Raw genomic sequence first — 20064 nt, 5'->3', positions numbered from 1 at the left:
GGGTCGCGGAACATGCGGAACTCATCCGTCCGACATGCGATCGCCATGTCCGCGCCAAGCCCGGGTCGTTCCCGGCCCTTCGAATCCCCCTTGCAACCACCGCAAGGGGAGGAACGGATGACACCCGCGAACCACCAGGCCCCGGCCCCGGTCCCGAGCCCGGTCCCGGCCCAGTCGCAGTCCTCGCACGCGCCCGAACTCCGCGCCGCCGCCCGCAGCCTGGGGCGCCGCCGCTTCCTGACCGTCACCGGCGCCGCCGCCGCGCTCGCCTTCTCCGTGAACCTGCCGGCCGCCGGCACCGCGAGCGCCGCCGAGCTGGACCCGGCCCAGCTCTCCGCCGACCCGTTCACGCTCGGCGTCGCCTCGGGCGACCCGCAGCCCGGCTCCGTGCTGCTGTGGACGCGCCTGGCCCCGGTCCCGTACCAGGCCGACAGCGGGCTGCCCGCCAAACGCGTCGAGGTGAGCTGGGAACTGGCCCTGGACGAACGGTTCCGACGCGTCGTCAGAAGAGGCCGGGCCACCGCCCACCCCGAGTTCCACCACACCGTGCACGTCGAGGTCGACCACCTGGCACCCGGCCACGTCTACTACTACCGCTTCCGCGCCGGCCGTTACGTCAGCCCGGCCGGCCGCACCCGCACCGCCCCCGCGCAGCACAGCCGGGTCTCCGGCCTCACCTTCGGCCTCGTCTCCTGCCAGAAGTACGACCAGGGGTACTACACCGCCTACAAGCACCTGGCCCAGGAGGACGTGGACGTCGTCTTCCACCTCGGCGACTACCTCTACGAGTACGCCGTCAACGCCACCGGCGGCTCCCGCGCCTACCCCGCGGGCACCCTGCCCGCCCACTTCAACCACGAGACGGTGACGCTGGAGGACTACCGCCTGCGGTACGCCCTCTACAAGTCGGACCCCGACCTGCGGGCCGCGCACGCCGCGCACCCCTTCGTCGTCACCTGGGACGACCACGAGACCGAGAACAACTACGCCGACGAGACGCCGGAGAACAGCGTCCCGCCGGAGGAGTTCCTCATCCGCCGGGCCGCCGCCTACCGCGCCTACTGGGAGAACATGCCGCTGCGGCGCCCGCAGTTGCCCGACGGCCCGGACCTCAAGCTCTACCGCCGGCTGCACTGGGGGCGGCTCGCCCAGTTCGACGTCCTCGACACCCGGCAGTACCGCTCCAACCAGGCGTACGGCGACGGCTGGCAGTTCCCCGGGCCCGAGTCCGAGGACCCGAGCCGCACGCTCACCGGCGACGCCCAGGAGCGCTGGCTGATCAACGGCTGGCACCGGTCGAACGCCCTGTGGAACGTGGTGCCCCAGCAGGTCACCTTCTCCCAGCGGTACAACTCCACGAGTACGCCGTCCAAGGTGTCCATGGACTCCTGGGACGGCTACCCGGCCTCCCGCGAGCGGGTCCTGGCCGGCGCGCAGGCCGCCGGGATCGAGAACCTCATGGTCCTCACCGGCGACGTGCACGTCTCCTACGGCTTCGACATCAAGCGCGACTTCGGCGACCCGGACTCCCGGACGCTGGGCACGGAGATCGTCACCACCTCCGTCACCAGCGGCGGCGACGGCTCCGCGAAGCCGTCCAACTGGGACACCCTCATGACCGCCAACCCGCACCTGAAGTTCTTCAACGGGCTGCGCGGCTACGCCACGGTCGCACTGGGCCGCCAGTCGGCGCGCGCCGACTTCAAGACGGTGTCCCACGTCAGCACCGAGGGGGCGCCGCTCACGACCGCCGGGTCCTTCGTGACGGAGGTGGGGGAGCCGGGGCTCAAGCCGGTGTGACGACCGGCTCCGCCGTGTCGCCGGTTTCCCCTGTTGCTCCCGTCTCTCTCGTCTCTCCCGTCTCTCCCGGGTAGCGGACGCCGACGCGGTCACGGATCGCGTCGAGCGTCCGCATCACGGCCAGGGTGCCGTCGAGGGGGACCAGCGGTGACTCGGTCTTTCCGGCGCGCAGGGCCCGCATCACCTCCTCGGCCTCGTGCCGCAGGCTCTCGCGGGGTCCGTCGGCCGGGTCGGCGCGGAACTCCTGCGGGTCCCGGCCGGTGCGGTGCAGCACGAAGTGGTCCGGGAAGAAGAAGCCGTTCGGGACGTCGATACGGCCCTCGGAGCCGGTGATCGACGCGGAGTTGGGCGTACCGCCGGTGATGGAGCAGTGCACCGAGGCGAGAGCGCCGCTCTCGTAGGAGAGCAGTGCGCCCGTCTGGAGATCGATGCCCTCTTCGGAGAGCACTGCTCGCGCCGCGACGTCCGCGGGCTCGCCGAGCAGCAGCTGCGCGAACGACACCGGGTACACCCCCAGGTCCAGCAGCGCGCCGCCGCCCTGCGCGGGGTCGCGGAGCCGGTGCGCGGGCGGGAAGGGGCCCGCGAGGCCGAAGTCCGCCTGGAGGCTGCGGACCTCGCCGATCGCGCCCTCGTCGACCAGCGACTTCAGGCGCCGCACCAGCGGGTTGCAGAACATCCACATCGCTTCCATGAGGAAGACGTTCTTCTCGCGGGCGAGCGCGACCAGTTCCGCCGCCTCGCGGGCGTTCAGGGTGAACGGCTTCTCGCACAGCACGTTCCGGCCCGCCGCCAGGCACAGGCCGGCCGCGGTCCGGTGCGCCGAGTGCGGGGTCGCGACGTACACCACGTCGAGGTCCTCGTCCCGTGCCAGCGTCTCCCAGTCGCCGTACGCCCGCGGTATCCCGAACCGCTCGGCGAACGCCTTCGCCGACGCCTCGGTCCGCGAGGCCACCGCCACGACCTCCGCGTCCGGCAGATCGACCAGATCCGCCGTGAACCTCGCCGCCATCCCGCCGGTCGCGAGAATCCCCCAGCGCACCTTCTGCCCGGTCACCGCTGACACCCTGCCCCACCCTCGCTCAGGTTCGTTCGTCGTTCGTTGTTCGTCTTTGGTCGTTCGGTTGTCGTTCGTTGGTCGTCGTTCGAGTTTGTTCGTTGCAGTCCGTACGAGCTGAGAGCATAGGTGGCGGATCTGTAGAAGAGGGAGGGGCACATCACATGCCCGAGCGCGGGCCGTCCACACACATGCCGGAAACGTCTCAGTCGTCCCAGTCGTCACCCGTACCGCCAACGCTGTCCGCCGCTCGGCGGGTCAGTCTTCTCGTCACCCTCATCCTCGGCAGCCTGACCGCCACGCCGCCGCTGGCGATGGACATGTACCTCCCCGCGCTTCCCGAGGTCACCCGGTCCCTGAGCGCACCCGCCGCGACCGTCCAGCTCACGCTCACCGCCTGTCTGGCCGGCATGGCCCTCGGGCAGATCGTGGTCGGACCGATGAGCGACAAGTGGGGGCGGCGGCGCCCGCTGCTGGCCGGTCTCGCCGTCTACGTCGTCGCCACCGCGCTGTGCGCCGTCGCGCCGAACGTGGAACTCCTCGTCGCCTTCCGGCTGGTCCAGGGACTCGCGGGTGCCGCCGGGATCGTCATAGCCCGGGCCGTCGTGCGCGACCTGTACGACGGCGTGGCCATGGCCCGCTTCTTCTCCACCCTCATGCTGATCTCCGGCGTCGCGCCGGTCGTCGCGCCGCTCATCGGCGGGCAGATCCTGCGCGTGACCGACTGGCGGGGCGTGTTCGTCGTCCTCGTCGTGGTCGGGGTGGTGCTGGGTGCCGTCGTGTGGGCCAAACTGCCGGAGACGCTGCCCGTCGAGGAGCGGCACGCGGGCGGTGTCGGCGACACCCTGCGCGCGATGCGCGGGCTGCTCGCCGACCGGGCCTTCACCGGGTACATGCTCGCGGGCGGCTTCGCCTTCGCCTCGCTGTTCGCCTACGTGGCGGCGTCGCCGTTCGTCATGCAGGAGATCTACGGGGCGTCCGCGCAGACGTTCAGCCTGCTGTTCGGCCTCAACTCGATCGGCCTCGTGGTGGTCGGACAGATCAACGGCAAGATCCTCGTCGGGCGGGTCAGGCTGGACCGGGTGCTCGGCCTCGGCCTCGTCATCGTGATCGCCGCCGCGACCGTGCTGCTGCTGATGTCCCTGGGCGTCTTCGGCGAGGTCGGGCTCGGACCGGTCGCCGCCGTGCTGTTCGTGCTGATGTCGGCGATGGGCATCAGCCTGCCCAACACCCAGGCGCTCGCGCTGATGCGGGTCAAGACGTCCGCCGGATCCGCCTCGGCACTGCTCGGTACCTCCTCCTTCCTCATCGGCGCGGTCGCCTCGCCGCTGGTCGGGATCGCGGGGGAGGACACCGCCGTGCCGATGGCCGTGGTCCAGTTGGTGGCCGCGGTGGTGGCGCTCGGGTTCCTCGTGACGCTGTGCCGGGTCCCGGCCGCGCGGGCGGGCGAGCAGGCGGGCAAGCGGTCGGGCGAGCGGTCGGGCGAACGTGCGGGCGAGCGGTCGGGTGAACGTGCGGTCGGGCGGGGAGCAGGCGAGGGAGAAGACAACTGAGCGCTGCGAGACTGCGCGGCGACACGCCGGAGCGGGCCGGACTCGACCCCGGGCAGCTGCGGCGTGTCGTCGCCGACGTGCACGACCTCACCACCGGCGAACGTCCCTGGGCGGCGGGCGCGGTCGTGGCCGTCGGGCGCGGGCCGGTGCTCGCGGTCGAGGAGGCGGCGGGGTTCGCCGTGCGCTACGCCTCCCACGATCCGCGCACCGACCGGGGCGTGGAGCTGCCGGCGGGGTCGCGGGTGCCGATGACGGTGGACACGCCGTTCGATCTCGCCTCGCTGACGAAGTTGTTCACGGCGGTCGCCGCCGTGCAGCAGATCGAGCGGGGCACGCTCGGCATCGACGCGGAGGTCGGCGCCTACCTGCCGGACTTCCGGGCCGCGGCGCGGCACGGGGTCACCGTACGGCAGTTGCTCACCCACACCTCCGGGCTGCGGCCCGAACTCCCGCTGTACGACTGCGCCGACGACGAGGAACGGCTGCGGCGGCTGCGGGCGGAGCCGCCGGTGGGGGTGCCGGGCACGTACTGCTACTCCGACCTGAACATGCTGCTGCTGCAACAGGTGCTGGAGCGCATCACCGGGCGGGGCCTCGACGTCCTCGTCCGGGACGGGATCACCCGGCCGCTGGGCATGGCGGCGACGCGGTTCGGACCGTGTCCCGGTGCGGCGGCCACGGAGGACCAGCGGCGGCCGTGGGCCAAGGTGGACCGGGGGATGCTGCGCGGGGTCGTCCACGACGAGAACGCCTGGGCGCTGGGCGGGGTGGCCGGTCACGCGGGGCTGTTCTCGACGGGGCGGGACCTCGCGGTCTTCTGCCGGACGCTGCTCGCGGGGGGCTCCCACGGGCCGGCGCGGATCCTCGGGCCCGACTTCGTGGAGCTGCTGCTGGCGGCGCCGGGGCTGGGCTTCGCCCTGGACCAGCCGTGGTTCATGGGCGGCCTCGCGGGGCGCGGGGCGGCCGGGCACACCGGGTTCACCGGGACGATGCTGGTCCTCGACCGGGCTACGGACACCTTCGTCGTGCTCCTCGCCAACACGGTCCACCCACGGCGCCGGGCACCGGACAACCGGCCGCGTGCGGCACTGTGTACGCGGGTGGCGCGGGCGGTGCGGGGTGCCTCCGGCGGCTGAGGGGGGTGCCTGCGGCGGCCTGTGCGGGTGGTGGCCGCGGGTGCCTGCGGCGCTTGTGCGGGTGGTGGGGGGTGCGGTATGCCTGCGGCGCCTGTGCGGGTTTGGTGGGGGTGCGCGTTGCGCCTTGGGTTCGGTGGGTGGGTCGGGGCCGCGCCGGGGGGTGTTCGTCCTCGGAACGGCGCGGAATCGGTTGGCCGAGAAGTGCCCGGCGTTGACGCGCCAACCGCTGCGGGCGAACACCCCCCGACACGTCCCCTTCCCGCCGTACGCGACTTTCCCGCCGCGTCGCCCCCGCCTCGGCTGCGGGCCGTCGCCAGCCGCCGCCGCTGCGGGCAGTCGCATGCCGCGTAGCTGCGGGCAGTCGTGCCGCTGGGGCGGCACGGGTGGGCGCGGCGGCACCCCGTAACGCCGGGCTGCGCTCCCCACCCCGGCGGCCACACCCACGCCGGGTGCCAAGGGAGCGCCGGACCACCGCGGCCCCCATGCCCACCCCGGGTGACCAAGCTCCCCCACCCACGGAGTGCCTCGTACAATCGGCCCCGTGACCCACCCCGCCCCCGCCGACGCCCTGCGCGCCGCCCTCGCCGACCTCGTCGACGGGTTGCCGCCCCGGCAGGCCGCGCAGGCCGTGGAGCGGCTGATCGCCAACTACCGCGGGGACACCCCGACCGACGCCCCCATCCTGCGCGACCGCGCCGACGTCGTCGCCTACGCCGCCTACCGCATGCCGGCCACCTTCGCCGCGGTGCGCTCCGCGCTGGACGCGTTCGCCGCGGCCGTGCCCGGCTGGGTGCCCGGCGGCCACGTGGACGTGGGCGGCGGGACCGGCGCCGCGACCTGGGCGGTCAGCGACACCTGGGCCGGGACGCGTCCGGTGACCGTGCTCGACTGGGCCGAGCCCGCGCTCGCCCTCGGCCGGGAGATCGCCGCCTCGCTGCCCGCCCTGCGCGAGGTCCGCTGGCGGCGCTCGCGGATCGGAGCGGCGCTCGACATCGAGAGCACTGATCTCGTCACGGTGTCCTACGTGCTGAACGAGCTGACCGGGCCCGACCGCGCCGCCCTCGTCGACGCCGCCGCCGGTGCCGCCCGCGCCGTCGTGATCGTCGAGGCCGGCACGCCCGCCGGGTACGCCCGTGTCATCGAGGCCCGCGACCGGCTGATCGCCGCCGGGTTCCGGGTCGCCGCGCCCTGCCCGCACAGTGCCGCCTGCCCCATCGTGCCCGGCGCGGACTGGTGCCACTTCGCGGCCCGGGTCAGCCGGTCCAGCCTGCACCGGCAGGTCAAGAGCGGGTCCCTCGCGTACGAGGACGAGAAGTTCAGCTATGTCGCCGCCACCCGGCTCCCCGCGGAACCCGCCGCCTCCCGGGTGGTCCGGCGTCCGCAGATCCGCAAGGGGCAGGTGCTGCTCGACCTGTGCGAACCCGACGAGCAACTGCGGCGGCGCACGGTCACCAAGCGGCACGGCGACCTCTACAAGGCGGCCCGCGACGCGGCCTGGGGCGACTCCTGGCCGCCCGGGGAGGACTGACGAAGAGTGGAACGCGACGCTCGCCGCGGCCTGCGGATCGTGATCGCCGAGGACGACCCGCTGCTGCGCGAGGGGCTCGCCCTGCTGCTGCGGGCCGAGGGCCTGGACGTGGTGGCCACCGCGGACACCGCCGAGTCGGTGCTCGACGCCATCGACGCGCACGAACCCGACGTGGCCATCCTGGACGTGCGCATGCCGCCCACCCACACCGACGAAGGCGTCCGCGCGGCCGTCGAGGCGCGGCGGCGGCGCCCCGGACTCGCCGTCCTGGTGCTGTCCGCGTACGTGGAGCAGTCCTTCGCCACCGACCTGCTGACCGGGGGAGTGGGCGGTCTGGGGTATCTGCTCAAGGAGCGCGTGGGGCGGGTCGAGGAGTTCATGGACGCGCTCGGGCGGGTCGCGGACGGTGGCACCGCCATCGATCCGGAGGTCGTCGCCCAGCTGTTCACCCGGACCCGGCAGGACACCCGGCTGGAGCGGCTCAGCCCGCGGGAGCGTGAGGTGCTCGGCCTGATGGCCGAGGGGCTGGGCAACAGCGCCATCGCCGGACGGCTCGTGGTCACCGACGGCGCCGTCCACAAACACATCCGCAGCATCTTCGCCAAGCTCGACCTGTCCCCGGCCGACCAGGTCGACCGGCGGGTGGCGGCCGTTCTGCACTACCTGGAGAACGCGCGGGCGCCACGCCGCTGAGCGGCCGGGGACGCCTCGGTCAGCTCGCCGGTTTCTGCTGCCGCTCCCGCAGTCTGCGCAGCAGTTCCTGCTTCTGGGCCTGCGGCGCAGGGCCGCCGACGCGGCCCGCCCGGTCGCCGCCGCGCAGGGCGTCGCGTCCGAGCTTCCGGCGCGTGCCGCCGACACCCAGCAGGTTTCCGTTTCCACCTCGGGTCATGGGTCGTCCCTCCAGATGCGTAGGGAATACGAGACGGTTCGTCTCGTATCGGTTCCTTCTCACTCTCGGCGAGACGTTCCGTCTTGTCAACCTGATAACTTCGGAGCATGGCCACCACCCGGAAACCCGTCCCCACCGCCCCCGAGCGCCCGCAGCCCGACGCCACCCGGCGCAGTCAGCGGTCCCGCCGGGCCATCTACGACGCCGCCCTCGCCCTGGTCGGGGAGGTCGGCTACCCGAAGACCACCGTCGAGGGCATCGCCGCCCGTGCCGGTGTCGGCAAGCAGACGATCTACCGGTGGTGGTCCTCGAAGGCGGAGGTCCTGCTGGAGGCCTTCCTCGACCTCGGGGAGCAGGCCGCCCGCGCACAGGGGCAGGGGGCGTCCTACGCCATCCCGGACACCGGCGACATCGCCGCCGACCTCAAGACCGTGCTGCGCGCCACCGTCGACGAGCTGTACGACCCCAAGTTCGAGGCACCGTCCCGGGCTCTCGCCGCGGAGGGTCTCGTCGACGAACAGCTGGGCCGGGAGTTCGTCGCCAAGCTCCTGGAGCCCTCGCTCCAGCTCTACGTCGACCGCCTGCGTGCCGCCCAGGCGGCCGGGCAGGTGCGAGCGGAGATCGACCCGCGCATCGCCCTCGAACTCTTCGTCTCACCGCTCGCCCAGCGCTGGCTGCAGCACACGGGGCCGGTCTCCCACGCCTACACCGACACCCTCGTCGACTACGCGCTGCACGGTCTCGCCCCGCGCTGACCAAACCCTGACCGAAGAGGCCTGACCAGGGAAGTTTGTCCCTTCGCGACCCCGAAGCGCGGAATGGTGCGACGATAGGGCATCCTGGAGCGCACGACGGCGAGGCAAGGGGATAGATGAGCGCGGAGTTCGGCGGTCGGAGCGGTCTGCAAGGCAAACTCTCCTCGTGGCTGCGCGGACGCCGCCCCAAGGAGGCCGCCTCGGACGGTGGCCGGGAGGACCTGCTGCTCGCCGCCGCCGGTGCCGGACTGCCCCTGGCGCCCGCCGCGCACCCCGCCGGATACCGTTGCTCGTGCGAGCGCGTGGGCTGTCCCACCCCGGCCCGGCACCCGGTGTCGTTCGCCTGGCAGACGCAGTCCACCACCGACCGCGCGCAGATCGAGCGCTGGGCCCGGCACCAGCCCGAGGCCAACTTCATCACCGCGACCGGCATGGTGCACGACGTGCTGGACGTGCCGCTGGAGGCCGGTCGGGAGGCGGTGCGCAGGCTGCTCGACGCCGGTGTCGCGGTCGGGCCGGTCGCCGAGAGCGACGACGGGCGCATGCTGCTGTTCACCCTCACCCGGGGCACCCCCGAGGACGAGGACGAGTGGTGGCCCTGCGAGCTGGACTGCCACCCCGAGACCATGGACGAGCACCCCGGACTGCGCTGGCACTGCCGCGGTTCCTACGTGCTGGTGCCGCCGGCCCGGCTGCCCGGGGAGGACCGCACGGTGCACTGGGTGCGCGGTCCCGAGCACCCGCTGCCGGATCCGCTGACCCTGCTGGAGACCCTCACCGACGCCTGTGCCCGGCACGCCGACGCGGAGGGCGAGCACGCCGGCGCCTCCTGGCCGCTGCGCCGCTGAGCCTCCCGGGCTTCTCCTACTCGCCCTTGCCCGAGGTCAGGCCCTGGACCCGGCCCAGTATCGACACCTGCCCGTCCGCCGGGTCGAGCGCGACCTCGTTGGAGACGAACTCCATCGTCAGCGACTGCTTGATCTCGCCGTCCGTCAGGGCCAGCACGTCCTTGTTCGGTGCCGGCACGGACGCGCCCCGCGCGGCGGTCTGCTTCTCGAAGTGCCGGCTGGTGAAGAACACCAGCGCGCCGCCGTCCTTGGTGCGCAGCGCCAGCGGCGCGTAGTCGCCGTTCGTCAGCGGCTCGTCGATGTACTGCGTGACCAGCCCGGGGCGGGTCGACCGCTTCTCGCGCAGCGCGCGCCAGGAGCTGGTGTGCACGCCGTCCGCGAAGCTCTTGCCGCCGTCCTGCAGATACGTCGTGTAGTCCTTGCTCAGGTCGGCCGGCGGCACGCTCACGTCCGTGGAGTTCGCGGGCACCGCCTCGGCCCAGCCGTCCCGGTCGGTCTTGAACTCGGGCACCTTGCCGGGGGCGACCAGCGTCAGGTACGCCGCCTCCCAGGTCTGGTCCAGGCCGTCGCGGGTGAAGACCAGCAGCCAGCGTGCCGTCCCGCCCTTGTTGGCCTTGGTGTCCGCGACGAACCAGCGCGGCCAGCCCGCCTTCTTCGGGATCGTGAACTTCGCGTCGGTCAGCTCCAGCGGCTGGTGCGCCGGATTGCCGTCCGGGTGGTTGGTCGCCCCGGCCTTCAGCCGCGCCGAGTCGATCGCGGCGAGGGCGCCGGTGGTGTGGTCGGCGTCCAGGGCGGCGTCGTACGCCTTGTCGGCCGCGTTGTAGGCGGTGGTGAACTGCTCCAGCGCCTTCGCGGCCTCGGCGCGGGTGGCCGAGGGGAGCACTTCGCGCTCACCGTGCACCACCACGCAGCCGCTCGCCGTCAGCGACAAAGTGGTCGCCGAGGCGGATATGAGCGCGTACTTCCCAAGCCTGCGGGGCCGTCGAGGGCCGCGGTCCTGGCTCATCAGGTTCCTTCACCTTCCCCTTCCCGGAGGCGAACCCTACCGGGGTGAGGAGGAGCGCGAGTGCCGGGACCGGGTACAGCGGCCGCACCGTGACCTCCGGTCAGGGCTCGCGGTGCGGGACGACCAGCAGGGCGCCGGTGCGCGGGTGCGGGAACACCTCCACCGGCTGGTCGTAGACCTCGGAGAGGAGCCCTTCGGCGAACACCTCCGACGGTGGGCCGCCGGCCGCGATCCGGCCCGAGCGCAGGAGCGCCACCCGGTCCGCGTACGCCGCCGCCAGCGCGAGGTCGTGCAGCACGACGACCACCGCGTCCCCGGCCCGGGCCCGCTGACGGCACAACCGCAGCACGAGTTCCTGGTGCCTGAGGTCCAGGGCCGCGGTCGGTTCGTCGAGCAGGAGGAGGGGAGCGCGTTGGGCGAGGACGCGGGCGAGGGCCACGCGGGCCCGTTCGCCGCCGCTGAGCGAGGAGAACGGCCGTTCGGCGAAATCGGTCACCTCCGTGCGGGCCATCGCCTCGGCCACGGCCGTGTCGTCCTCGTCCTCGCGGTCGCCGCCCGCCCAGGGCGCCCGGCCCATCCGGACCACCTCCGCCACCGCGAACGGGAACGACAGCGACGCCGACTGGGGCAGCACCGCCCGGCGCAGCGCCAGTTCGTGCGCGGACCAGTCCGCCACCGGGCGGCCGTGCACGCGGACGACGCCCTCGGCGGCCGGGACGTCGGCGGCCAGCGCGCCCAACAGGGTGGACTTGCCCGCACCGTTGGGGCCGACCAGGGCGAGCACCTCACCGGCGCGGACCTCCACGTCCACCCCGTCCAGGACCGGCCGCCCGCCGAGGCGCACGCGCAGGCCCTCGGCCGCGGCGAGGACCTCGCCCGGTGCGGGCGGGGGCGGCGGCACCGGACGGGACGGCACCAGCCGCGGCAGCTTCACACTTCTCATGCCCAGCCTCCCTGCCTGCGCCGGGTGCGGCGCAGCAGCCAGAAGAAGAACGGACTGCCCAGCAGCGCCGTCAGCACCCCGAGCGGCAGTTCGGCCGGTTCCGCGACCGTGCGGGCGGCCAGGTCGGCGGCGAGCAGGACCAGCGCGCCGAGCAGCGCGCTGCCCGGGATCAGGAAGCGGTGTCCCGGCCCGGCCAGCATCCGCAGCAGGTGCGGGACGACGAGTCCGACGAAGCCGATGACACCGGCCACGCTCACCGCCGCGGCGGTCAGCAGGGCGATCACCAGGACGAGTACGATCCGCAGCCGCTCCACGTCCACGCCCAGGTGGCGGGCCGGGCGTTCGCCGAGGGCGAGGAGGTCGAGGCGGCGGGCGTACAGCGGGGCGAGCCCGAGACCGAGCGCCGCGCACGGCAGGACCGCCAGCACCTTCGGCCAGGTCGCCTGGGCGAGCGAGCCCAGCTGCCAGAAGGTGATCTGGTTGACCGCCGCCGTGTCCGCGAAGAACAGGAACAGACCGATCAGCGCGCCCGCGAAGGCGTTCACCGCGATGCCCGTGAGGATCAGGGTCACGACCTCCGTACGGCCGCCCGAGCGGGACATGGCGTAGACGATCAGTACCGTGACCAGGCCGGAGACGAAGGCGAAGACGGAGACCGTCCAGGTGCCGAGGAAGTTCAGGCCGAACGCGATGGCGGCGACCGCGCCGACCGCCGCGCCCGAGGAGACGCCGATGACGCCCGGCTCGGCCAGCGGGTTGCCGAACACGCCCTGCATGAGTGCCCCGGCGCAGCCCAGCGAGGCGCCCACCAGCAGCGCCAGCACGATCCGAGGGAACCGCACGTTCCACAGCACCGACTCGGCCACCCGGTCCAGCTCCGTGCCGCCGAGCCCCGTCCGGTGCAGCAGCGAGCCGAGCACGTCGCCGACCGGGATCGGGTAGGCGCCGGTGCCGGCCGCGACCGGGACGAGGACCAGCAGACCGGCGGCGAGGGCGGCGGTCAGCAGCCAGGCGGTGGAGCGCCGGGCGCGGGGCGCGGCCGGGGGGTCCGCGGGCGCCTGGGGGCGGACCGGCTTGTCCAGTACGGTCACTTGGCGCCGTCCTCGCCGTAGAGCTGCGCCACGACCGACTTCAGCACCTGGTCGGTGCGCGGGCCGTAGTTGAGCAGTACGCCGTCCTCGACGGAGACGATCCGGCGGTCCATCCCGGCCGGGGTCTGGGCGACACCGGGGATCTTCACGAGCCCGTCGACGCCGCCGACCGATTCGAGTCCCTTGCTCATCACGAGGATCGCGTCCGGCGCCGCCTTCACCAGGGCCTCGCTGGTGATGGCGGTGAAGTCCTTGTCGAGGCCGGAGGCGGCCCCGGCGTCCACCGCCCCGGCCGCCTCGATCAGCGAACCGGCGCCGGAGTCCTTGCCGCCGATGAGGTAGACGGAGGCCGAGCCGCGCAGGTAGAGGAAGGCGACCCGCGGCTTCTCCCCGTGCGGAACGTCCCCCCGCACGGCCTCGATCCGCTGCTCCGAGCGCCGGGTCAGCTCCTTGCCGGCCGCCGGTACGCCGAGGGCGTCGGCGACCGCCCGGATGCGCGGGCCCACGTCGTCCAGCCCCTTGGCCGCCTCGACGAAAAGCACCGGGACGCCGGCGGCGCGGATCTGGTCCACCGCCTCCTCGGGGCCCGTGGTGGTCTCGGCGAGCACCAGGTCGGGCCTCAGCGACAGCACGCTCTCGGCGGAGACGTCGTGGCCCCGGGTCACCACCGGGAGCTTCGCGGCCTGTTCGAAGGTGGCGGTCACGTCCCGGGCGACGACCCGGTCGCCGAGCCCGAGCGTGAAGACGATCTCGCTGAGGCTGCCCGAGAGGGGGACGATCCGCTCGGCCGCCTCCACCGTCACCCGCTCGCCGTCGGCGGAGGGGACGGTCACCGGGAGGCGGGGCTCGGGTCTCTGGGCGAGCGGCTCGACGCGGTTGGCGACGGACGCCCCGGCGGGTGCGCTCCGGGAGGGTGTCCCGCCGCCGGGCGTGGCCTCGGAGGAGCCTCCGCATCCGGTCGCGGTCAGGGACAGGGCGAGCACGGACAGCAGTGCTCCCGCCAGTCGGTTGCGCAAGCGTCGCACGGTGGTCCGTTCCTCTCCTCGGGCCGCGGACGAGCGGCCGGTGCGGGGTCGACTAAAGCTTAGGTTAGCCTTACCTTTGTTCGCTACCGGCCCCCCGATCCGGAGGACTTCGCATGCCCGCCCGCCTTCGCGCCCTGGTCACCGTGGTGTGCGCGGCCCTTCTGGGCGCCCTGCTGTCCGTGACCGCCGCCCACGCCGAGAGCCGGACCGTGCAGGGCGGACGGCTCGACTGGGGCATCAAGTCCTCGTTCCAGAGCTATGTCACCGGGCCCATCGCCAAGGGCAGTTACTCGCTGACCCAGGGCGCGGCGACCGTCGGCGGCAGCGCCTTCCGCTTCCACTCGGCGAACGGCACCTACGACGCCGCCACCGGCGCCTTCCGCGCCGCCTTCACGGGCGGCGTCCACTTCCTCGGCCACCGCACGAGCGCCGGTTCCCACCAGCTCGACCTCACCCTCAGCCGTCCCACCGTGAGCATCTCCGGCTCCACCGGCACGCTCTACGTGGACGTCGTCAGCAAGGCGAAGGACACCGGGGCGGTCACGACGTCCCGTCAGGTGCCCTTCGCCGCCCTCTCCCTCGGCGGCATCGACATGCGGGGCGCCGCCACCACGGTGGCGCTGAACAACCTGCCCGCCACCCTCACCGCCGAGGGCGCCCGCTCCTTCGCCGGGTACTACACCGCGGGCACCGCGCTCGACCCGGTGAGCCTGTCCGCCGACGTCGAGGCGTCCGCGCCGCGGAAGGAGAAGCAGCCGTCGGGCACCCCCTCCCCGTCCGCGACGTCGCCGAAGCCCGCGAAGACGTCCGGCGGCGCCGTCCGGGACGGTGCCGTCGACTGGGGGGTGCGCCGCACCTTCCGCGAGTACGTCACCGGCGACATCGCCGACGGCGAGTGGACCCTCTCCGCGGGCGCCCAGGACGGCGGCGCGCTCTTCCGCTTCCCCGGCGGCGAGGGGACGTACGAGGACGGCGGCCTCACCGCCGCCTTCGAGGGCACCGTGCGCTTCACCGGCGGCCACGGCCTCGACCTGAGCCTCGGCAACGTACGGACCGTCGTCGAGGACGGCAAGGGCACGCTGTACGCCGACGTGACGAGCCCGGACGTCAAGGAGAAGAGGGTCCCCCTGGTCACCTTCACGGCGGGCGAACTGAAGCCGGCCGGCGGCCTGGTGAAGGTCACCGAGGCCCCGGCGAAGCTCACCGCCCGCGGCGCGCAGGCCTTCGGCGGCATGTACCAGGCCGGCACCGCGATGGACCCGGTGTCCCTGGCCGTCGCCCTCACCGCCGACGCGGAACTGCCCGCCCTGCCCGACCTCGGCAGCGAGCCCACCGCGAGCGCGAGCCCGCAGCCCGAGAAGACCGGCGCCGACACCTCCGCCGCCCCCGTCGCGGCCACCACCGACGACGGCGACTTCCCCGCACTTCCCGTCTCCCTCGCGGCCGGTGCCCTGCTGCTGGCGGCCGCGGCCCTCGTGGCCGTCGCCCTGCGCAGGCGCCGCGCCCGGCCCGCCGCGTCCCCCGCGGACCCGGACCAGGGCTGAACACCCCCGACACCCAAGGAGAACCGAGCCATGCCCGTCAGACGACGCCGCTCCACCGCACTGGCCGCCGCCGTGGCCACGGCCGCCGCCCTCGGCGCCACCGCCCTCGCCACGCTGGGCGGCGCCTCCAGCGCCTCGGCGGCCGAAGCACCGCTCGCCGACTACGAGTTGACCTGGGGCATCAAGCAGTCCTACCGGACGTACGTCGGCATGTTCGGCAGCTTCACCGCCTCCGAGGGCGCCAGTCAGGCCGCGGGCAACGGCGCCTTCACCTTCACCGACGGCACCGGGACCTACGACACCACGGCGCACACCGTGGACCTCGCCTTCCAGGGCAAGCTGGTCAGCGCCTCCGCCGCGCACCAGTTCGAGGTCACGCTCACCGACGTGCGCTTCGACAGCGGCGCCGGTGAGATCACCGCCGACGTGACCACGGTCGACACCTCCGGCGCGACGCCCGCCAAGAAGGGCGACGACGTGCCGCTCGCCAAGGTCGCCGTGACCCGCACGATGACCGACATGGCGACCACCCTCACCGCCGAGGCGGGGGAGTACCTCGGCAGCGCGGGCTACGCGGGCGCGGCCGGAGACCCGCTGACGGTGGTCAAGAAGACGCCGCCGACCACGGAACCGAGCACCGGTCCCACGACCGAGCCCAGCGGGCAGCCCACCACCCCGGAACCCTCCAAGGAGCCGACCGGCGGCCCGACCGACCCGGAACCGACCGACCCGCAGACCACGCCGGCCACCCAGGGCCCGAGCCCCACGGCGAGCACGAGCGCCTCGCCCTCGGCCCCCGCGACCGCCGCCCCCGCCAAGGGCGCCGTCGCCGACGGCACCCTCGGCTGGGGCGTGAAGGAGTCCTTCCGCGCGTACGTCGTCGGTCCCGTCGCCAAGGGCAAGGTCACCGTCTCCGGCGGCGCCGTCCAGGCCGCCGGGAACGGCGCGTTCACCTTCAAGGACGCCACCGGCACCTACGACACCGACGCCGGCAAGCTGACCGCCGCCTTCAAGGGCGCCGTCAACTTCAAGGGCCACCAGTCGGGCGCCACCTACGGCCTCGACCTGACCCTGAGCAACCTCAAGGCCACCCTCGACGGCGGCACCGGCACGCTCAGCGCCGACGTCGACAGCCTCGGCACGCAGACCAAGGGCGTGGTGCTGGCCGACCTCAAGGCGAAGTCCGGCGACCTGACGGCGGCCAAGGACGTCATCACCGTCGACGACGTCGCCGCCACCCTCACCGCGGCCGGCGCCAAGGCCTTCGGCGACTTCTACCAGGCGGGCACCGCGCTCGACAGCGTCGACCTGTCGGTGGCGCTCAGCGACGACGCCCGACTGCCGGGCGGCGACGGCTCGGGCACGTCCGGCGGCACGGGGGGCGGCTCCGGCACGGCGGGCGGCTCCACCGGCGGCGGCACGGGCACCGCGGGCGGCACCGGCTCGACCGTCGGCGGCACCGGGACCACCACCGGCGGTTCCATCGGCGGCGGCAGCCTCGCCTCCACCGGCTCGGACATACCCGGCCCGGCGCTGGGCGCGGCGGCCGGTGTCGCGGTCGTGGTCGGCGCGGGCGCGGTGTACGCGACCCGCAGGCGCCGGACCCAGGCGGGGTCCGCCGAGTAATCCCTTGCGGGCCGGGGCGGCCGGGACCCGATACTGGCCGTATGGAACGGGCGGTGCGGGAAGCGACCGGGGGACCTTTGGTCCTGGACGTCCGGGGCCGCCCCGGCCCGCCACCGCTGCGATTCGTCCGGGCCCGGGACGGCGGCCCGCCCACCCTCCACCAGGGCGAGCGGCCCCTCACCCGGGCCTGGTGGCACGGCGACGGCTGCTGCCGCGAGCTGCACCTGCGCCGCCTGCCCGGCCACCGTTCCCCGCTGCCGCCGCTGCGCGCCGCGTGGCTGCGCACGCCGGCCGCCGACTGGCGCCACCGCTGCGCCCGGTGGCTGGAGGACACCCCGCACGGTCCGCTGCACGACGGACGCTGGTCGCTCACCGCACGCGCCTCGTTCCCGCCGGGCATCTGGACCGAGGACTTCGTACGGGACTGGCCCGACACCGTCCTCGAACTGCTCTGCGGAGGCGGCTGGCACGGCGTCCTGCCCCTGCGCCCGCTCTCGCCCCCCGACGCGCCGCGCGTGAAGGCGTACCGCAAGCACGCCCGGGACGGCACCCTCGCCCCGGTCCTGCTGTGGTGGGTGTCGTTCCTCGACGGCTGGCTGATCCTGGACGGGCACGACCGGGCCGTGGCGGCGCTGGCGGAGGGCGCCGAACCGGCCTGCACGGTGCTGGCCCGGCTGCCGGACGAGACGGAGTGGCGGCGGACCGCCGACGCGGTCGCCGAGGGGCACGCGGAGCGGATGTCCCGGCTGGCGGAGCGCGTCGCCGGACCCGGGACCGAACGGCAACGCGCCGCCCTGGAACGCGGGTACGCGGACGCGCTCGCCGGCCTCCCCTACGACGAGGCCCCCACGCCGCTCTGGCCGCCCGCGGATGATGCTTGAATGCACCGGTGACCGACTACGACGTGCTGCGTGTCTTCTGCGCGCCCAACGGCGGCTACGGCAACGAACTGGGCGTCGTCCGGGACGGATCCGTACTGCCCGAGCCCGAGCGGCGGCAGGAGCTGGCGGCCAAACTCGGCTTCAGCGAGACCGTGTTCGTGGACGACCCCGAGCGCGGCGTCGTCGACATCTACACGCCCACCCTGCGCCTGCCCTTCGCCGGGCACCCCTGCGTCGGCACCGCCTGGCTGCTCGACGTGCCCGAACTCGTCACGCGGGCCGGGGTGGTGGGCGCCCGGCTGGACGGCGAGTTCAGCTGGATCGAGGCCCGGCCCGAGTGGGCCCCGCCGCGCACCCTGCGCCAGTACGCCACCGTCGCCGAGGTCGACGACCTCGCCGTGCCCCCGAAGGGGGAGTGGATCTACGCCTGGGCGTGGGAGGACGAGGCGGCGGGGCGGGTGCGGGCCCGCGCCTTCCCCGGCCGCGACGACGGCATCGACGAGGACGAGGCGACCGGTGCGGCGGCGCTGCTGCTGACCGGTCGCCTGGGCCGCGCCCTCAACATCACCCAGGGCGTCGGCTCCCAGATCCTCACCGCCCCGCAGCCCGAGGGCTGGGTCGAGATCGGCGGGCGGGTACGCCTGGAGCGCTGACGGCGACCGCCCCGCTCGGCGCACCCCGCCGGCGACCGGCTCAGGCGGACAGCGGGAACTCCTCGCCGAGCGCCCGGAACACCGCCGTGTTCAGCGCGAAGGCGCGCTTGCACTCGGCGACGACCCGCTGCTTCTCCAGGTCGTCCGCGCGGATGCCGTCCAGCAGCTCGCGGTACTCCCGCTTGAAGGCGGCCGGGTTGGGGATCTCCTCGAAGACGTAGAAGCGGACCCCGTCGCCCTTCCGCGCGAAACCCCAGGTCCGTTCGGCCTTGTCGCGGATGATCTGCCCGCCCGACAGGTCGCCGAGGTAGCGCGTGTAGTGGTGGGCGACGTACCCGGCCGGCCACTCCTCGGCGCACTCGCGCACCCGGGCCGCGTACGCCTCGGTGGCGGGCAGGGCGGTCAGCCCCGCGCGCCAGCCGGCGCCGCGCAGGTGCGCCAGGTCCCGCTCCAGGGAGGCCAGCCGGAGCAGCTCCGGCCGGACGAACGGCCCGGCCACCGGGTCGGCCGCCAGCCGTCCGGCGCCGGCCTCCAGGGCTTCGTAGACGAACCACAGCTGCTCGGTGTAGCGCGCGTACGCGTCCACGCCGAGCCGGCCCCCGAGCAGGTCGCTCATGAAGGTGGAGGTCTCCGCCTCCACGTGCTGCTCGTGGGACGCCGTGCGGATGAGGGTCGAGAAGGAGTCCATGGCGGGATTTTCTATGGTTAGGCTTACCTAAGTCAATAGGCTTGCCGACGGCCTGTCGGTAAAAGCCTACCCACCGCGACGCGAAACGGCCCGCCCTCCGGGGAGAGCGGGCCGTTCCGGGCGTACGAGGTCGTCAGGGCAGCGTGAGGATCTCGGCGCCCGAGTCCGTCACCACCAGCGTGTGCTCGAACTGCGCCGTCCGCCTGCGGTCCTTCGTCACGACCGTCCAGCCGTCGTCCCACATGTCGTACTCGTGGGTCCCGAGCGTCAGCATCGGCTCGATGGTGAAGGTCATCCCGGGCTGGATCACGGTCGTCGCGTGCGGGCTGTCGTAGTGCGGGACGATCAGGCCCGAGTGGAACGAGGAGTTGATGCCGTGGCCGGTGAAGTCCCGCACCACCCCGTACCCGAACCGCTTGGCGTACGACTCGATGACCCGGCCGATGATGTTGATCTGCCGGCCCGGCTTGACCGCCTTGATCGCGCGGGCCAGCGACTCCCGGGTCCGCTCGACCAGCAGCCGGCTCTCCTCGTCCACGTCGCCGACCAGGTAGGTCGCGTTGTTGTCGCCGTGCACCCCGCCGATGTACGCGGTCACGTCGAGGTTCACGATGTCGCCGTCGCGCAGCACCGTGGAGTCGGGGATGCCGTGGCAGATCACCTCGTTGACCGAGCTGCACAGGGACTTCGGGAAGCCCCGGTAGCCGAGGGTCGAGGGGTAGGCGCCGTGGTCGCACATGTACTCGTGCGCCACCCGGTCCAGCTCGTCCGTCGTCACACCGGGCGCGATGTGCTTCGCGGCCTCCTCCATCGCCCGCGCCGCGATCCGCCCGGCCACGCGCATCGCCTCGATCGTCTCGGGCGTCTGCACCTCCGGACCGGTGTACGGCGTCGGCGCGGGTTTGCCGACGTACTCGGGCCGGCGGATGTTTCCGGGCACGGAACGGGTGGGGGACAGCTCCCCTGGTACGAGCAGCGACTGGCCAGACATGCAGCGAGTCTAACCAGCGGCCGTGGGGGAACATGTCGGTGGCGAGAGGAGCT

The 20064-nt window shown here is 73.6% G+C and carries 19 protein-coding genes and 1 pseudogene; 11 read left to right on the top strand and 9 right to left on the bottom strand.

Annotated elements, in window-relative coordinates; all coding sequences use genetic code 11:
- Positions 1 to 117: 117 nt before the first annotated feature.
- Positions 118 to 1800: an alkaline phosphatase D family protein gene (locus K7854_RS01685; protein ID WP_226024521.1), complete on the top strand. Its 1683-nt coding sequence runs from the start codon at positions 118 to 120 to the stop codon at positions 1798 to 1800.
- Here K7854_RS01685 and K7854_RS01680 read toward each other — a convergent pair.
- Complete coding sequence (locus K7854_RS01680) at positions 1787 to 2854, bottom strand: Gfo/Idh/MocA family protein (protein ID WP_226024520.1); 1068 nt, start codon at positions 2852 to 2854, stop codon at positions 1787 to 1789. The genes K7854_RS01685 and K7854_RS01680 overlap by 14 nt on opposite strands.
- A 164-nt stretch (positions 2855 to 3018) precedes the next feature.
- Here K7854_RS01680 and K7854_RS01675 point away from each other — a divergent pair, with 164 nt between their 5' ends.
- From K7854_RS01675 to K7854_RS01660, 4 genes are all read left to right on the top strand, one after another.
- A complete protein-coding gene (locus K7854_RS01675) occupies positions 3019 to 4407 on the top strand; it encodes a multidrug effflux MFS transporter (protein ID WP_226024519.1) in 1389 nt (462 codons plus the stop codon).
- Positions 4408 to 4484: 77 nt separating this feature from the next.
- Positions 4485 to 5543, top strand: a complete 1059-nt coding sequence (locus K7854_RS01670; RefSeq protein WP_226024518.1) for a serine hydrolase domain-containing protein — start codon at positions 4485 to 4487, stop codon at positions 5541 to 5543.
- 541 nt (positions 5544 to 6084) lie between these two features.
- On the top strand, positions 6085 to 7071 hold the full coding sequence (locus K7854_RS01665) for a small ribosomal subunit Rsm22 family protein (protein WP_226024517.1): 987 nt from the start codon (positions 6085 to 6087) through the stop codon (positions 7069 to 7071).
- 30 nt (positions 7072 to 7101) lie between these two features.
- Complete coding sequence (locus K7854_RS01660) at positions 7102 to 7764, top strand: response regulator transcription factor (RefSeq protein WP_226024639.1); 663 nt, start codon at positions 7102 to 7104, stop codon at positions 7762 to 7764.
- A 19-nt stretch (positions 7765 to 7783) separates the two neighbouring features.
- On the opposite strand, the gene K7854_RS01655 is transcribed toward K7854_RS01660, so the two are convergent.
- Positions 7784 to 7960, bottom strand: coding sequence for a DUF6243 family protein (locus K7854_RS01655; RefSeq protein ID WP_226024516.1), 177 nt, complete (start codon positions 7958 to 7960; stop codon positions 7784 to 7786).
- Between the two features lie 107 nt (positions 7961 to 8067).
- Between K7854_RS01655 and K7854_RS01650 the strand changes: the two genes are divergently transcribed.
- Positions 8068 to 8715, top strand: a complete 648-nt coding sequence (locus K7854_RS01650; RefSeq protein ID WP_226024515.1) for a TetR/AcrR family transcriptional regulator — start codon at positions 8068 to 8070, stop codon at positions 8713 to 8715.
- Between the two features lie 116 nt (positions 8716 to 8831).
- Complete coding sequence (locus K7854_RS01645; protein ID WP_226024514.1) at positions 8832 to 9563, top strand: bifunctional DNA primase/polymerase; 732 nt, start codon at positions 8832 to 8834, stop codon at positions 9561 to 9563.
- Positions 9564 to 9579: 16 nt separating this feature from the next.
- Here the strand turns inward: K7854_RS01645 and K7854_RS01640 are convergent, their stop codons facing one another.
- The 5 genes and pseudogenes from K7854_RS01640 to K7854_RS01625 all read right to left on the bottom strand — a co-directional run bounded on the left by K7854_RS01640 (position 9580) and on the right by K7854_RS01625 (position 13628).
- Positions 9580 to 10515: an SCO2278 family lipoprotein gene (locus K7854_RS01640; protein WP_486389169.1), complete on the bottom strand. Its 936-nt coding sequence runs from the start codon at positions 10513 to 10515 to the stop codon at positions 9580 to 9582.
- Positions 10454 to 10666, bottom strand: a pseudogene (locus K7854_RS37775) (hypothetical protein); the annotation flags it as partial. The pseudogene K7854_RS37775 and the gene K7854_RS01640, both read right to left, overlap by 62 nt.
- Positions 10667 to 10669: 3 nt before the next feature.
- Complete coding sequence (locus tag K7854_RS01635; RefSeq protein ID WP_226024512.1) at positions 10670 to 11512, bottom strand: heme ABC transporter ATP-binding protein; 843 nt, start codon at positions 11510 to 11512, stop codon at positions 10670 to 10672.
- On the bottom strand, positions 11509 to 12603 hold the full coding sequence (locus tag K7854_RS01630; protein WP_226024511.1) for a FecCD family ABC transporter permease: 1095 nt from the start codon (positions 12601 to 12603) through the stop codon (positions 11509 to 11511). Before K7854_RS01630 ends, K7854_RS01635 begins: the two co-directional genes overlap by 4 nt.
- Positions 12600 to 13628 (bottom strand): heme/hemin ABC transporter substrate-binding protein, encoded by a 1029-nt coding sequence (locus tag K7854_RS01625; RefSeq protein WP_226024510.1) that lies wholly within the window; start codon positions 13626 to 13628, stop codon positions 12600 to 12602. The genes K7854_RS01630 and K7854_RS01625 overlap by 4 nt, the downstream gene beginning before the upstream one ends.
- A gap of 113 nt (positions 13629 to 13741) precedes the next feature.
- Here K7854_RS01625 and K7854_RS01620 point away from each other — a divergent pair, with 113 nt between their 5' ends.
- Genes K7854_RS01620 through K7854_RS01605 form a run of 4 tightly spaced genes read left to right on the top strand, consistent with a single transcriptional unit; the run spans position 13742 to position 18332 of the window.
- Positions 13742 to 15172, top strand: a complete 1431-nt coding sequence (locus tag K7854_RS01620) for an HtaA domain-containing protein (RefSeq protein ID WP_226024509.1) — start codon at positions 13742 to 13744, stop codon at positions 15170 to 15172.
- A 30-nt stretch (positions 15173 to 15202) separates the two neighbouring features.
- On the top strand, positions 15203 to 16798 hold the full coding sequence (locus tag K7854_RS01615) for an HtaA domain-containing protein (protein ID WP_226024508.1): 1596 nt from the start codon (positions 15203 to 15205) through the stop codon (positions 16796 to 16798).
- A gap of 41 nt (positions 16799 to 16839) precedes the next feature.
- Complete coding sequence (locus K7854_RS01610; protein WP_226024507.1) at positions 16840 to 17679, top strand: hypothetical protein; 840 nt, start codon at positions 16840 to 16842, stop codon at positions 17677 to 17679.
- A gap of 8 nt (positions 17680 to 17687) precedes the next feature.
- A complete protein-coding gene (locus K7854_RS01605) occupies positions 17688 to 18332 on the top strand; it encodes a PhzF family phenazine biosynthesis protein (protein WP_164270598.1) in 645 nt (214 codons plus the stop codon).
- A gap of 40 nt (positions 18333 to 18372) precedes the next feature.
- Here K7854_RS01605 and K7854_RS01600 read toward each other — a convergent pair whose 3' ends face one another.
- The gene (locus tag K7854_RS01600) at positions 18373 to 19020 is read right to left on the bottom strand and encodes a biliverdin-producing heme oxygenase (protein WP_226024506.1); all 648 of its coding nucleotides are present in this window, start codon (positions 19018 to 19020) and stop codon (positions 18373 to 18375) included.
- A 133-nt stretch (positions 19021 to 19153) separates the two neighbouring features.
- Positions 19154 to 20011, bottom strand: a complete 858-nt coding sequence (gene map / locus K7854_RS01595) for a type I methionyl aminopeptidase (protein ID WP_189750008.1) — start codon at positions 20009 to 20011, stop codon at positions 19154 to 19156.
- Between the last annotated feature and the right edge of the window lie 53 nt (positions 20012 to 20064).

Origin of the sequence: Streptomyces hyderabadensis (assembly GCF_020404845.1) — a bacterium.
Classification (GTDB): Bacteria; Actinomycetota; Actinomycetes; order Streptomycetales; family Streptomycetaceae; genus Streptomyces; species Streptomyces hyderabadensis.
The sequence above is the reverse complement of the archived record's forward strand: the minus strand, read 5'-3'. Positions and strand labels throughout refer to the sequence as shown.